The sequence below is a fragment of the Microseira sp. BLCC-F43 genome (genome assembly GCF_041929235.1).
GTDB lineage: Bacteria > Cyanobacteriota > Cyanobacteriia > Cyanobacteriales > Aerosakkonemataceae > Microseira.
On sequence record NZ_JBHFNP010000085.1, the window covers coordinates 1 to 14,135 of the forward strand.

Here is a 14,135-nt window from a genome sequence, read left to right on the forward strand (position 1 = left end):
TTTCGGCTGCGTGTGTGTCGCGCCCCCCTTATGGGTGCCGCTACACAAACGAAGGTGTACCTGATACGGCTGCAATCCGCTGTAATTTTAACCTTGAAAATAATCGAAATAGATGGTAGAGTCAGTGGTTGACAAATTGAACCTACCAATACTTATCTTTTGGATTTCTTCCCATTCCTGATTGATTTTACTGCGATTGCGAATAATAATTTCTGGTGTTCTATCTCTCATTGATGCGCGTACAATATTTACACTCTCCTTTAAAAAGAATAACCATTGAGTGAGATTAATCGCCAAAGGATTACCAGAGTAGATAAAAACTTTCAAGGCATTACCACTAGCTGCTATAGCGTGGGCTAGAAACAACATTTTATGCAGCTTCAAGTTAGACTGGATTTGTGTCAGTTCTTTACTAGCAACAGAACCGTGGAGAGAGTATTCAATTTGTGCGGGAGTTTCTAATGATGAAAGGTAGTGATAACCCCTAACTATTATTTCAATTGCTGCTACGGGAACCGACATAGAAATAAAATGCCTTAGATCGTAACCATTCAGATACATCCACCGAGATATGTCTGCAATGGTTTTATTGTTGGAACCAAAGGAACCAAATTGTAGCAGTTGTAGAAAAGCCCATCCTGGTATAGGAACTCCCATTTTAGTACACATATCAGATATAATATGCCCCAACCAGAGTAACGGCGCAAAGACTTTATCTTTTAGCGACATATCAAACGTTTTAAGAATTTGTATGTTGCCATTGATATCAAAAGCTGTCATCGATCCATTGAGGATATCTAGCGTACCAAAGATTAAACCAAACAGAGGATCGTGACTGAGGCTTAACAGTCTGTGGGATCTAGGATTAAACCCTGGGATATTCGGATCTATGCTGCGATCGTAGGGTACTTTACAAACAGTCTCGCACCACTTAAGAAATGGATTTAATTTGCCATTTTCGTCAACTCCTAAAGTTTTTAGCCAAGCGGTAAAGCGACTTCCCTGTTGTTGGTATTTCCCAAGATAGTTGATATCTTTGGGAATCTTGACAATTAAAAAATCAAGCAGAGAAGCAACAACGCCAGCAATGCCAACTATTCCATAGTCTAAGCTTGATAAAGGTGGGAGAATTTCTGGACTTCTAAAAACTTCTGCTTTGACTTTGGCTTCAATCATCAAAGGATTATCGTTGAGAAAAAAATCATCATCCCATTGTAATTGGCTTGATTCATTAGCAGGCTGTTGGCTGGGGGTTTCTAATATATTTTCTACAGTAACTCCGATCGCACTGGCAAGATTAATTATTTCCAATCGCAATTGCATTAATTCATCTGAATCTTGTTGATTAGTTTGACTAATTTTATCAAAGCTTGAATTGATGTCTCTAATTCTTTGAGAAGATTCTAACAATTCATCATCCCAATTAAATATTCCTGACATGGCTCTCCTCTGAAGTTAGATATAATATCATGCCCGGTCGATTACCCATAATCGGAAGCCGGGACACGGCACGATCAAAGTTATCTGTTTGTCCGAGATATCTATGATGCCGTGTCCCTACGCAACGACGGGGTAACGTTTTTTTATTATGGGCAATTCAACGGACATCATATAACAGGAATTACGCAACTTCTTGGTTCGTAGTAAGCGCTTTAGCGCTTGCTTAAAGATTGGCACTAAAGTGCCTACTACGAACATGAATTGATATTTTTATTTTGACAGTTGCTTAAGTCGTGTATAAGTTAGGCATAACCCGGATTTTTGTTGCTAATAAATCCGGGTTATTTGCTTTTTCGTGCCTACTTATTGTTACATTAAGCCTTGAATTCTTCCTAGCGCTTTCTTCAAATACTCAATAGCTTGTTTGAGATTTTCGATTTCTTTCTTATTTTTTTCTGGTTCAAGAAGTAGCTCGTCGAGTTTGTCTTCAAGGGAGCGGATACCTCGCCTTAGTTGTTTTATAATTTCTGGAAGCTTGATAATTTCTTGATCTTTGCGGCTATCTTTTTGAATGAAAATAATCTCTTTGATCGCTACTTCCAGCTTGGCTGCTTGCGTTAAAGCGGCATCTGGAGATTGACCGAATAAAGCGCCAACACCAACTCCTGCACCAGCACCGAGAATTGAACCGCCAGCAACAATTACAGCCATTCCGCCAGCCATTCCGAAACCTCCAGCTGCGATCGCACCTCCTCCAAGTGCAGCTAAAACGGCGGATACTGCGGCTGCACCTCCTAAACCAGGTGCTAGTATAGGTGCAAGTAAACCTACTATCAATGGTGTAGCAAATATAGCTGCTACTCCTAACACAACTGCTCCTGCTGCACCAACTAACCAAGGATTTACACCGCCTTTAATTCCTTTGATTGCTTCCTTGTAATTGGACTTAAAGCGATGAACAGAATCTGGCTCGATGTCTAGTGTTATAGCAAAAACTCTTAGCTTATTGGTGAGTTTTTCTTCATCAGCAATTTTCAAATTTTTGAATGCTTCATCGCGGTTGTCGCCCAAGGGGTAATAGGGTTGAAACAGCGTTACTTCTAATAAAATTAGACACCGAGTCAATTGATTACCTGGAGCGATTAGGCTTGATTTTACTAGATTTTTGAGATGTTCAAAATCAGTAATTATGTCGAATGAACTCTTAGAAAGACTAGAGGGTGTTCTTTGGCTGTTCAAGAAAAGCTCTGTTGACGCTTTCCACTTACGCAACCACTCTCGCTTAAGGGAGTTTTTCTCGTAATCAGATCCACTGTCAATATCAGCTTGTACCAAGTGGTACTGATAGCTGAACATAATTCTGGTTTGTTCTGGAGTTAAGCCAAATTCTTTCATAGCTTGTGAATCCTCTTTAATCGCTTCAGAATTGATTTCTGGCTCGTTTTCTGATTCATCTTCAGATTCATCGCGGACTTTCAAGTAGTGATAGAGATTAGCAACAGCTAAATCTGAGGCTTTTTCTAAGTTCGATAGCACAAAGGTTTTGTAACCTGCTATTTCACCTTGCTTGATAATATAACTTTCATACTCTTCACGTCGCTGGGGTTCGAGCATTAATTCGAGTTGAGTGCAAAGGGAGTAAAAATGAGACTTTGGCCTCAAATTATCATAAATTAACTGTTCTGGCGGTATTACCAAGGCTGTTTTATCTGATTTTGCATCCTCACTAACAGAAGTTTGTGAAGCATTGAACTCAGCACTTTGTAAGAGTTTTAACTCACTGGGTGGTAGAGCTATAGTCCATTCAATTTGATTCTGCCAACTGTCTAATAAAACTAAATCGTGATTGTGAATCCGGGTAATTTCAGGGAAGAGAAAATCAAGCTCGTCATCAGAGTCACAAGCATCAATTATTCTTAAACCATCTTGACGGATATTTGCTTGCAGTTGAGAGATGCGATCGCTTGCCGCCCCGAACTCATTTTGCACCTGATAAGTCGCAATAATACTCTGCTCGATCGCCCAACTGCACTCTAATCGGCGCAACTGTCCCGCTGCACAAGTTTCTTCTAATAACTGGGGATTTCTGTAGTCTGCTAAAGCTTCAAATAACATTCCCCGCGCTGCATCAATTTCCGCATTTCGGCGGTCAATATCTTTTAATTGCAATGCCGATCGCATTCGTTGTATTGCTTGCGTAAACAACCCATAAGCTCGCACTAAAACTAGCCGATGATTTTCAAATTTCATCTCTTCGACAACTTGGTAAATTAATTGCTTAATTTCCGTGCCTTGGTCTTTCAAAAGTTGTTCTAAATTGATGAAACCGTTTTCTACTTTAACTTCTAGCCTCTCTACTGCTTTTTTTAGTTTCAATGTCTGGTGCAAATTCACTGCCGATAACGCTACCCCTGCCAAAGTTCCCACACCTATGACGGCTGTAGTCGCTTGTAGCACGCCCAAACTCGCTTGGACGGCTTGAAAGCCCATTTGCGTTTGCTGCATCTGCCCGCCCATGACAAACTGCATCGCAGACACTAACGGCGATAGGGGGCTGTCGTTGACTGTCGCCCCAACGGCATGGGCGACAAACTGCCCCGTCGCTGCATCGCGCGCCATGCCGATAGGCACTCCGGCAGATGTATAAACTTGCGCGTACTTGCCTGCCGCGATCGCAGCCTCTACCACCGGGGGAAATACAAAATTCATCATAAATCTTTACCCTGGGAGCTTCCCAAAGAAATGCTAATTTATTATCATGCTTTTAATAAAAAAAACTTATGTATTTGTACTGAAAATGGACAAGTCGCTAATCACTCCTCAAACGGTTGATCTTGTTTCACGCATCACCGGACAAAAACTGTCCAAACAGGATATTGATTCCCCTGCCCTATTCCTGGCGGCGCTGGTAACGGTGTTGTTGGGAGTCATCTACGCCGACGGTACAGTTAGCGCTGAAGAAACCCAGCGGTTGCGGACAACTTTGACGGAACTCATCCCCCCTAATAACAGTTTGCGGCAATTGGCAATGCTGATGGCTAAGGGCGTGAAGGAACATCAATTTTATAAGAAACTGCCAGAGTTTTTAGTCTTGACAGCGGGCTTTTCCGAGGCGGAGAAACTGTTGTTAATTAGTTTTGGCTATCAAATGTCAGCAGCAGATGGCACAATCGATGAACGGGAAAAACAGTATTTGAAAATCATCGCCAAACGCATCGGAATTGATGAGCGATATTTGACAGTTTTGTCGGCTAGTTTTAGCAATCAAGCGATCGGCGATACAGCAGCTTTAGCCGAAGTTCACTCGTTACTCGATCCGGCACAATTTCAAGCTATCCATTCTTTGTTTGTCCGGGCTGCTAGTCACATTATCGAACATTTACCAGCCAAACCAAAACCGCAAGTAAATCAAAAGCATTTAGTTTCGTCATATCATGATTTGAAAAAGTTTCAGGAGTATCGGCAACAACTGAATGGTGTTTGCGATCGCTTGAGCCAGATTATTCAAGAAGGATGCGATCGCGCCGTTTTGACTGATGCTTTAACAGGCGACATCAAAACAACTCAAGAGAGATTGCAATCTCAATGTTTTCGCGTTGTTGTTGTCGGTGATTTTAGTAAAGGAAAATCCACTTTACTTAATGCTTTGCTGGGCGAAAAAATCCAACCAGTGCGGGATATCCCCTGTAGCGGTACTGTGACTATTTTAAAATATGGTTCACAGCGGCGTGTTATTTGTCGTTACAAAGATAAAGATAGACCGGAGCAAGAAATTTCACCGGAGCAATATCAAGAAAAAGCTTCTATTTCGGAAGAGGCGGCTTTGGGTTCTTACGAAGATGAGATAGCCAAATCGGAAATAGCAGAAATTGTTTTTGAACACCCCGATTTAGAGTTGTGCCGCAATGGGGTAGAAATTATTGATTCCCCCGGATTGAACGAGGCAGAGTCACGCATATTGGTGACTCAGCAAATTCTGAAAACGGCTGATGCGATTATTTTCCTGACTAACGCTCAAAGTGTTTTAACAAAAACAGAGCGAGAACTACTTTTAGACTTGAAAAAAGACTTGAACTATGGTAAAGAAGATGAAGGAGCGAGGAATATTTTTATTGTAGTTAATTTTGTGGATTTGCTACAAGAGGAAGAAAGCCGCAAGCAGGTGCGACGAAGGGTAGAAACTATTGTTAATGGGGCAAATCCAATTATTTATGGGGAAAATAGGATTCATTTTATTTCTGCGAAATCAGCTTTAGATGCGATTTTGTCAGGTAAAGAAAATGACAATTATCTAAAAGCTTTTCAGGGTTTTACTTCTTCGGTTGAGAAGTTTTTGACAGTTGAACGTGGTTCGATTTCACTTCAACAGTCAGCCGCAGGAATTCAGCAAATCATTGATACTGGCTGCGATGAGTTGAATCAAAAGCAGAAAATGTTAGACGGAGAATTGAGAGTTTCTCAACAAGAGAAGCCGAAAATATTTGAACAAATGGCAGAAGTGAGCGGACGCGATGTGAAAATTAGAGTTTTAGCTGAAGAATTGATCGAACAATCTTTAGAAGAAACTCTTGAATCTTGGAATGAATGGGTAGAAGGATTGGCTGAAAGGGTAATTTCAAAAAGTAAGTACTGGACTTCTGAACACGGACACATCATGGGTCAAGACAAGTTGACTAAAGATTACGCCAATCAATTTGTGCGAGACATCACCCAAGAAACTGAAAATTGGGCAAACCAAAAAGTGCAAGGGATTGTGCGGCAAAATATGGCAGTTTTAGAGGAGCAAATTAGGGAAGATATTAACGCGATTCGGCAAGAGTTTGAAAAGTTAGACAAGCAACACAGCAGTAACCTTGTCGCTCAATTCAATCACTTAGCAATAGCAGGTAATGTGGGTGGAATTGGTATCGGTGGAAGCGGGTTTGCTTCATCAATTCCAGAAATAGAAGATGGTGGATTTTTTGGCGGTATAGGCATTGGTGCAGCAGTTGGTGCAGCGTTGCTAGTTTTTACAGGACTGGGTATTATTCCTGTTATTTTGGGTGGCTTAGCTGCTGGTGTTGGTGGAGGTTTGGGCTGGAGTTGGCTGGATGGCGATGCTGTTAAAGAGCAAATTAGGCAAAAGGTTTGCGAGTTAGGGTTTGAGAAATTTGACGAATCTGCGGAGTCTATTCTTGGTAAGATACAAGAAAAAATTATCGCTGGGTTTGAAGAAAGGATTGAGGCTAATAGCGGGCTGATGAAAAAAGCTATTTTGCGGTTGGAAAATCTATTAGAACAACAGGAACAACGCGAGCGACAAACTCAAGAGGAATGCGATGCTGAAAAAGTTTGGCTCGCCCAAAAGCGTGGGGAGTTTGAACAGGTACAGCATCAGATCGAAGTAATTTTGCATCAAAGTGCCAGATAGCTCTCTGCCAAGCATTGTTGCACCATACCACAGCGAAGACAGCGCCTACTACGAACGAAAGCGCCTACTACGAACGAAAGGCGTCTACTACGAACTAAAGGCGATCGCTTGGATTGGGTTCAAAGATTGAGAAATATTGCAAGCTTGGGAAAGCTAACTTAAAAGTTTAACCCTTTACTCATTACTTCACAATTTCCTCACACTTTTTGACTAAATTTAAAGTGGGTTAAAATCTGCAATGCTTGATTAAAAAAGCATTATTACGGCTTGATTGCGAGCAGTGCAAGTATTAATTTTAACCTGTGCCATCCGTTTGATTCCGGCTGTAATTACCCGCCGCCAACTGCATTGTTCCGTTTCTGCTGAAATATTTGAGCAAATCGGTAATAACTAACACCATTTGAACAATTAGCAATTAGCAATTAGCAATTAGCAATTACCTATGATATCCGACCCGGTTATTGACAGCAAAAATATCAATTTTTACTTTGGTAAAGGAGCCTTACGCAAGCAAGTTTTATTCGATCTTGACCTGGAAATTTATCCGGGAGAAATTGTGCTGATGACCGGGCCATCTGGGTCGGGTAAAACAACCTTGCTGACCTTGATTGGTGGTTTGCGTTCGGCACAAGAAGGGAGTTTAAAAGTTTTCGGACAACAACTGGTAGGAGCGAGTAAAAGCAAGTTGGTAGAAGTCCGTCGCGATATTGGTTATATTTTCCAAGCTCACAACTTATTGAAGAGCTTAACGGCGATCCAAAACGTGCAAATGTCCCTCGAACTTCACCCAGAGATTTCTGCTCAAGAAATGTACCAAAAAGAAGAGGAAATCCTGAAAGCCGTTGGTTTGGGTGACCACATGAATTATTATCCAGAAAACCTTTCAGGAGGACAAAAACAACGAGTTGCGATCGCGCGCGCTTTAGTCAGTCATCCCAAGTTAGTTTTAGCAGACGAACCCACCGCTTCATTAGATAGTAAATCCGGTCGCGATGTGGTAGAAATTATGCAGCGTTTAGCCAAAGAACAAGGCGGTACGATATTAATCGTGACTCACGATAACCGCATTTTAGATATTGCAGATCGCATCGTACATATGGAAGATGGTCGTTTAACTCGCGACGAAGCTCTTTCTGTAGAAACAACCGTTTGATTGGTTCAACAGTTGACAGTTGACAGTTGACAGTTGACAGTTACCCAAAGAAACCGGGTTTCTGTGAAAAATGTTTATAGAACTCTAGATATGCCTCCGGCACGCTACGCGAACGCAGCAGAAACCCGGTTTCTAAGATCGGATTGCGCAGGAGGGAAATTAATTTTTCCTTTCCGCTTAAAGGGGGGGCTTTAAACCAAATCCGCTTTCATCACCCCTTTGATGCCGAACGACGCGCATTCGCGGCTACACAAACTAAGCCCGCCTTCGCGGGCTGTAAAATAAAGGGGGTTTAGAACCCGGATTTGGTATTAAACCAATTTTTTCTGGTAATAGGTAATGGGAAAGCAAGAAGTAATTCAACCTCTGGCAAAAGTTAAAATAGGATTTGCATTCTTCTATCGTTGCCATATTTCGTGATTTTGCTAGATTGGGGATTGATTAACGCTGAATTTGACTGGCTCGCTCGTGCTATTGAGTTAAATATTCCTGAATTAACTCAAACTGCTCAAACCAACCAACCAAAAGAGCCTCCCATAAGTTTAGAGGAACTCCCGCGCATTCAAGCACCAACTATTACCCTAACTGCAATCGATCAGCGGGTGAATATTACTGGTAGGGAAAGAACGCCGCAAAATTTCCAAGGAAATTTAACTGCTGTGGGGACAATTTTCGGAGGCAGCTTCTTTGTCAGGTTAGATCAACCAAACTTACAACAACGGGAAACTTGGAGATTAGCTGAAGCGCAGTTTCTCAGAAAGCTGGATCGATCTGATTATATTTTCGGTTCCCAAGCACCGTTTTGGCGTAGTCAAGGAACGGGTGATTATTGGGGTTTTACGGTGATTCAGCGGTGGGGATTTACTCCCCCACCACCTTCGGGGAGGGGTGGTTTCAATCCTCAACAACGCTTGCAAGCATCTCAAATTGAACGCACGATTGTGGGTAGGGCAAATCCCGGTACTTTGGTGCGACTAACTCAAGGTTTGGGCGAGGGGGCGCTAGCTGAAGTTTTAGTAGATTCTTCTGGCATTTATCGATTTGAAAACGTGCGGGTTGACAATCAATCTGCTAATACTAACTATCGCGTTTTACTGTACCGCGACGCCTCGCTTACCGCTCAGCCAGAAATTCGCGATGTGAGTTTTTCTAGAGCGCTGGAACTATTGCCTTCTGGGGCGTCTGCTTTGATTGTTTCTGGAGGTTTGCGACGGCAATTTGCTGCTAATGATACTTGGCTAGGAACCTTCTCGGATTTCCGGGGTGGAATTTCCCAACGCTGGGGTTTAACAGAAGAATTGACAGTGGGGTTGGGGGGTGTTTACGATCGCGCCAGCGATCCCCAATCCGCAAGTGAGTTTAGAGGTTTGGCAGAGTTATTCTTTCTACCTGCGTCGGGCAAAGTACAAGCATCGGTTTCGGCGATCAAGGGCGATACTTGGGATGTAAATGCTGATATTCGCTTGCAGCCGTTTCGCAATTTTACTGCTAGATTTAATAGCGATCGCTTCTCGCAACGGCTCAATTTAGATTGGCGAGTTTTGCCGAGTTTAAGTTTATTTGGAGCGATTGACAGCCGCGATGGCAATTCCGCCGGGTTGCAATTTTCCCGTCGGGGTAAAACTTCAGAAACATCTCTGCGCGCGACTTTTGATAGTAACAATCGCTTTCGCTGGAATTTAACACAACGTTTGGGTAAACTAGAATTCACTCAACAAGGGAACGAAATCAGCACGCAATCTGCACTAAGCTATAACTTTTCTGCTCAACAATCGCTGCTATTTAATTACGAAACTCGCTCTCAAAACTTGCTAGATGATAACCTGGCAACTTTATCTTGGCGCTATCGCTCAACAGCGCGATCGCTTGATGGCAATTATCTTTGGGAAGCGCAATTGGGATACGCAATTGGTTCTCGCGGTGAGGGAATTATTGCCTCGGCGGGAACAACCATTATACCGGGTTTGTTGTTGCGGGGACGCTATCAGGGAGTGGCGCTTACTTCCTCAGAATCGAGTTTTAATATTGAGTTAGTTTCCAGCTTGGATTTACAGGCAGGAATTAGCCCCAGCGATCGCCGCAACGATAACTTCCGCACGTTAGGAGGAATCGCTATCTTTGCGTTTTTTGATGCTAACAATAACGGCAAACAAGATGCAGGCGAATCGGTTTATACAGGCAATCTAGATATGTTTGTGCTAAATAATAAACCCCTGGCATCATATCAAGTCCAGCGGCGGCGCGAGCGCAACAGTCTGCGGCTACCCCAAGGCACTTATCGCCTTGATTTTAAGCCATCTGGTTTTCCCCCCGGCTGGAAAACCGCCGTTGATGCTTTAGCAATTGATGTAGTTGCTGGAGCATACACGGTGGTGCGAGTGCCTTTAGTGCGATCTTAGAAACCGGGTTTCTGGCGGCAAGATCTAGTTCTCTTGCGACGATTTTTCCCAGAAACCCGGTTTCTTTGCGTAGCGAGCGCAATCATCCTAGAAACCGGGTTTCTGGCGGCGATATCTAGTTTTACAGCGACGATTTTTCCCAGAAACCCGGTTTCTTTGCGTAGCGAGCGCAACCATTCTAGAAACCGGGTTTCTGGCGGCAATAGCTAGTTTTAAAGCGACGATTTTTCCCAAAAACCCGGTTTCTTGCTGGGATATAGAGACGCAGTGAGGTGCAGCCCCAGTGGCTCTCGTTTGTGTAGCGGCAGCATTAATGCTGCGCGCTTGACAAACTCAGGTGTACCTCATTTTTGAGAGAAATCCGGTTTCTTGGCGCGGTTGCGATCGCCCAAAATCAAGTTGTCTGATTTCCCTCCAATTTCACAAACTTACCGATAAAACCAGATACCAAAGAAAGCACAATTGAACCAAACAAAGGAGGCCAAAAACCAGAAACTTTAAACCCAATGTCAAACGCACTTGCTAACCATCCCGCTAAGGACAGGGAGATGGCATTCACGACTAACAGAAATAGACCCAGGGATAAAATTGTTAGCGGTAACGTCAGGATCGTGATAATCGGTTTAACCGTTGCATTTACAAACCCAATAATCACCACGGCGAATATAGCTGCCGTAAAACTGCTCACCTCAATTCCCGGTACTATCTTTGCCGTTACCAGCAGCGAAATTGCTGCAACTAACCAAGTCAAGCAGAAATTTAGCATATAGCATCACCTTTTGAAATTAGGTCAATAGACCGAGAGCGTAAGTCCTGACAAAGACATGACTTATATCATGTCCGCTTAAACACCCATCTATTTAGGAATGACGCCGAGACACGGTGAAACGGTGACGGAGCGAGATTTTTATTCAGGGTAATTAGGCGGACATCATATTACACAAAGAAACCGGGTTTCTCCGAAAAATCGTTGCTTTGGAACTAGAGATCCCAGCAAGAAACCCGGTTTCTAGGAGCGTCGTGCTTAAGTCCTGTCTTTGTGTTTGTTGTAAGGAATTCATTCGTCTAATTCCCAAACTAAAGGGAATAAATTCCCTACTACAAACCGACTTTTTCAAACCAACTGTTTTAATTTTAGCACAAAATTAGCTGATTTTTATTTGATTTAATCTTAGTTTACAAACGGTGCTGCTTTACCCGACACTTTCTGGACGTTATTGGTTTTGTCCGAGGGTTGAATGCTGATGCTTTGAGTTTAACGCGAGACTTTGTGGCTGTTGGGTAAACAGCTTAATCGATTGAATGCTCCAGATTTTACAAACGGTTTACGGAATATGCGATCGCGATGTTGTTGTCATAACTAGCCTAAAAAAACTCTTCTTCAAATTTTCTAACCATCGAACTATGCAAACCACCAGAAACAGACCCACCGATTATCTTCCCTTTAGCCTTTACGCTACAGGCGGAATCATCCTATTACTGGTAGCGATTATTTTCCGTCCCTTTACGATTATCAAAGCTGGAGAGCGCGGCGTTGTCATGAACTTCGGCAAAGTTCAAAACACCGTTTTAGATGAAGGTATCCATCCCATTGTACCAATCGTCACATCGGTTAAAAGACTCAGCGTCCGCGTGCAAAAAAATGATTTCCAAAGCGATGCTGCTTCCAAAGATCTGCAAAAAGTGACAACGGAAATAGCTGTCAACTGGCACATCGATCCTGCCCAAGTTAACAAAATATATCAACAAGTTGGAGATCAAGAGCAGATTGTTACAGGAATTATCACTCCTGCGGTTTCCGAAGTTCTCAAAGCAGCCACTGCCAAAAAAACCGCTGAAGAAATTATCACCAAACGCACTGCGTTAAAAGAGGAAATTGATAACGCCCTCAAAACCCGTCTCGCTGCTTACGGAATTATTGTCGATGATGTCTCTTTAGTTAATTTTGGGTTTTCTCCCGAATTTACTAAAGCGATTGAATCCAAACAAATCGCCGAACAAGAAGCCAAGCAAGCCGAGTATATAGCCTTAAAAGCCTCTAAAGAAGCTCAGGGAGAAGTGAATCGCGCTAAAGGTCAAGCTGAAGCACAAAGATTGCTGCGGGAAAATTTAACGCCTCAAATTCTGCAAAAGCAAGCGATTGAAAAATGGGATGGTCGCTTTCCTCAAGTGATGGGTGGAAATAATGCGCTGCCATTCATCAATATTACTCCCCAAAACCCGCCCTCCCAGCCAAATCGATAGATCCCCCCCTGCCCCCCCTTGTTAAGGGGGGGATCTAGGTCAGAAACCGGGTTTCTGCGTAGATCTCTAGTTATAAACCAACGATTTTTCATAGAAACAAAGGTGATTTAATCAGGGTGTAACTACTACAAAGATTGGCATTCACAGGAGAAATAAAATGTTAAAAACACTCATAAATAAAGTATTACCCCTAATTATTTTACCGTTAATTGTCAGCGCTTGTACTCTCAATAGCCCTAGCGTTACTAAGGCTAAGTACGACCAAGTTCAAACAGGCATGACTGTATCCGAGATTGAAAAAATTATCGGAAAACCAGGGGAAAGTAGTGCCGAAATATCTTTTACCATTCCAGGTGTTCCAAATCTACCGAGTGGAAATAAACAGGCTATTTACCAGTGGAAAAACCCCGACGGTAGTGGGATGACGGGTGCGTTCGTAGATGACAAGCTTGTGTTTAAAGCGCAAGTCAATCTTAAATAATTAGCGTCCCAAATCAACTATGAAATTTGTAGCTCTTCCCTTCAAACAAACTTTCTGCGCGGGATTGGCGAGTTTGGTTATTATCGCCATTCCTTCTGTTAGTTTGGCTGTCACCGTAGAGCAAGTTCCTAATCCCAGACAAGCAAATAAAGGTTGGGTAACGGATATGGCTGATATTCTCACTCCAAATGCCGAAGCTCAGCTAAATCAAATTATTTCAAATCTACCAAAAATGGCAGCGAAATCGCCGTATTTACCGTAATTGAAACTGCACCTTCTGCAAGTCCCAAGCAGTTTGCCACAACGTTGTTTAATCGCTGGGCTATTGGGAAAGCGGATAAAAATAACGGAGTTTTGGTTTTAATTTCCCAAAGCGATCGCCGCGTAGAAATTGAAACAGGCTACGGGTTGCAAGCTATTCTACCTAATACCAAAGTCAGCGATATTATCCAGCAGGAAATTACGCCAAAATTCAAACAAGGAGACTATGACGGCGGTACAATTGCTGGCACTAAATCTCTGATATTAGCACTGGAAACTTCCAACCAAGTTGGTGACGCTGACATACCTTGGTATGTCTTTCCAGGTGCATTTGGAGGTGGAATAATTGTGTTATGGTTCCTCCTGCGTCGTCGTAAAAATAAGCACAGCAAATCTGCCTCTGTTTCTAGCAACAGTTCGCACCAAAGTAAAAATAAGCACAGCAAATCTCCCTCTGTTTCTAGCAACAGTTCGCAGCAAATTAGCAATGACAGCGACTGTAGCTATGAAATTGTCAGTAACAATTACACCGCTAGTAACTCGGACAGCAATAGTAGTTCTGACACCAGCAGTAACTGCGACAGTAATAATAGTTCTGACACTAGCAGTAGTTGCAGCAGCACTACTAGCTATGACAGTAGCAGTACCAGTAGTAGCTATGACAGTGGCAGTAGCTATAGTAGTAGCAGTAGCGACTTTGGTGGCGGTAGTAGCGGCGGTGATGGTGCAGGTGGTAGTTGGTAACTA

The 14,135-nt window shown here is 42.8% G+C and carries 11 protein-coding genes; 8 read left to right on the forward strand and 3 right to left on the reverse strand.

Annotated elements, in window-relative coordinates:
- Positions 1 to 87: 87 nt before the first annotated feature.
- Complete coding sequence (locus tag ACE1CM_RS12605; RefSeq protein ID WP_374877834.1) at positions 88 to 1,440, reverse strand: hypothetical protein; 1,353 nt, start codon at positions 1,438 to 1,440, stop codon at positions 88 to 90.
- 369 nt (positions 1,441 to 1,809) lie between these two features.
- Positions 1,810 to 4,152, reverse strand: coding sequence for a hypothetical protein (locus ACE1CM_RS12610; RefSeq protein WP_374877836.1), 2,343 nt, complete (start codon positions 4,150 to 4,152; stop codon positions 1,810 to 1,812).
- An 85-nt stretch (positions 4,153 to 4,237) separates the two neighbouring features.
- Between ACE1CM_RS12610 and ACE1CM_RS12615 the strand changes: the two genes are divergently transcribed.
- The 4 genes from ACE1CM_RS12615 to ACE1CM_RS12630 all read left to right on the forward strand — a co-directional run bounded on the left by ACE1CM_RS12615 (position 4,238) and on the right by ACE1CM_RS12630 (position 10,402).
- A complete protein-coding gene (locus ACE1CM_RS12615; protein WP_374877837.1) occupies positions 4,238 to 6,850 on the forward strand; it encodes a dynamin family protein in 2,613 nt (870 codons plus the stop codon).
- On the forward strand, positions 6,840 to 6,980 hold the full coding sequence (locus tag ACE1CM_RS12620; RefSeq protein WP_374877839.1) for a hypothetical protein: 141 nt from the start codon (positions 6,840 to 6,842) through the stop codon (positions 6,978 to 6,980). Before ACE1CM_RS12615 ends, ACE1CM_RS12620 begins: the two co-directional genes overlap by 11 nt.
- A gap of 312 nt (positions 6,981 to 7,292) precedes the next feature.
- Positions 7,293 to 8,003, forward strand: a complete 711-nt coding sequence (locus ACE1CM_RS12625) for a DevA family ABC transporter ATP-binding protein (RefSeq protein ID WP_374877840.1) — start codon at positions 7,293 to 7,295, stop codon at positions 8,001 to 8,003.
- Positions 8,004 to 8,407: 404 nt separating this feature from the next.
- Complete coding sequence (locus ACE1CM_RS12630; RefSeq protein WP_374877842.1) at positions 8,408 to 10,402, forward strand: carboxypeptidase regulatory-like domain-containing protein; 1,995 nt, start codon at positions 8,408 to 8,410, stop codon at positions 10,400 to 10,402.
- Between the two features lie 394 nt (positions 10,403 to 10,796).
- Here ACE1CM_RS12630 and ACE1CM_RS12635 read toward each other — a convergent pair whose 3' ends face one another.
- Positions 10,797 to 11,168 carry a phage holin family protein gene (locus ACE1CM_RS12635; RefSeq protein ID WP_374877844.1) on the reverse strand — a complete coding sequence of 124 codons (372 nt, stop codon included), beginning with the start codon at positions 11,166 to 11,168 and terminating at the stop codon, positions 10,797 to 10,799.
- 638 nt (positions 11,169 to 11,806) lie between these two features.
- Here ACE1CM_RS12635 and ACE1CM_RS12640 point away from each other — a divergent pair.
- The 4 genes from ACE1CM_RS12640 (at position 11,807) to ACE1CM_RS12655 (ending at position 14,132) form a co-directional block, all read left to right on the forward strand.
- Complete coding sequence (locus ACE1CM_RS12640) at positions 11,807 to 12,646, forward strand: prohibitin family protein (protein ID WP_374877846.1); 840 nt, start codon at positions 11,807 to 11,809, stop codon at positions 12,644 to 12,646.
- Positions 12,647 to 12,803: 157 nt separating this feature from the next.
- Positions 12,804 to 13,127, forward strand: coding sequence for a hypothetical protein (locus ACE1CM_RS12645; RefSeq protein WP_374877848.1), 324 nt, complete (start codon positions 12,804 to 12,806; stop codon positions 13,125 to 13,127).
- 19 nt (positions 13,128 to 13,146) lie between these two features.
- Positions 13,147 to 13,389 carry a hypothetical protein gene (locus ACE1CM_RS12650; RefSeq protein WP_374877849.1) on the forward strand — a complete coding sequence of 81 codons (243 nt, stop codon included), beginning with the start codon at positions 13,147 to 13,149 and terminating at the stop codon, positions 13,387 to 13,389.
- On the forward strand, positions 13,389 to 14,132 hold the full coding sequence (locus tag ACE1CM_RS12655; protein ID WP_374877983.1) for a TPM domain-containing protein: 744 nt from the start codon (positions 13,389 to 13,391) through the stop codon (positions 14,130 to 14,132). Before ACE1CM_RS12650 ends, ACE1CM_RS12655 begins: the two co-directional genes overlap by 1 nt.
- Positions 14,133 to 14,135 lie beyond the last annotated feature (3 nt).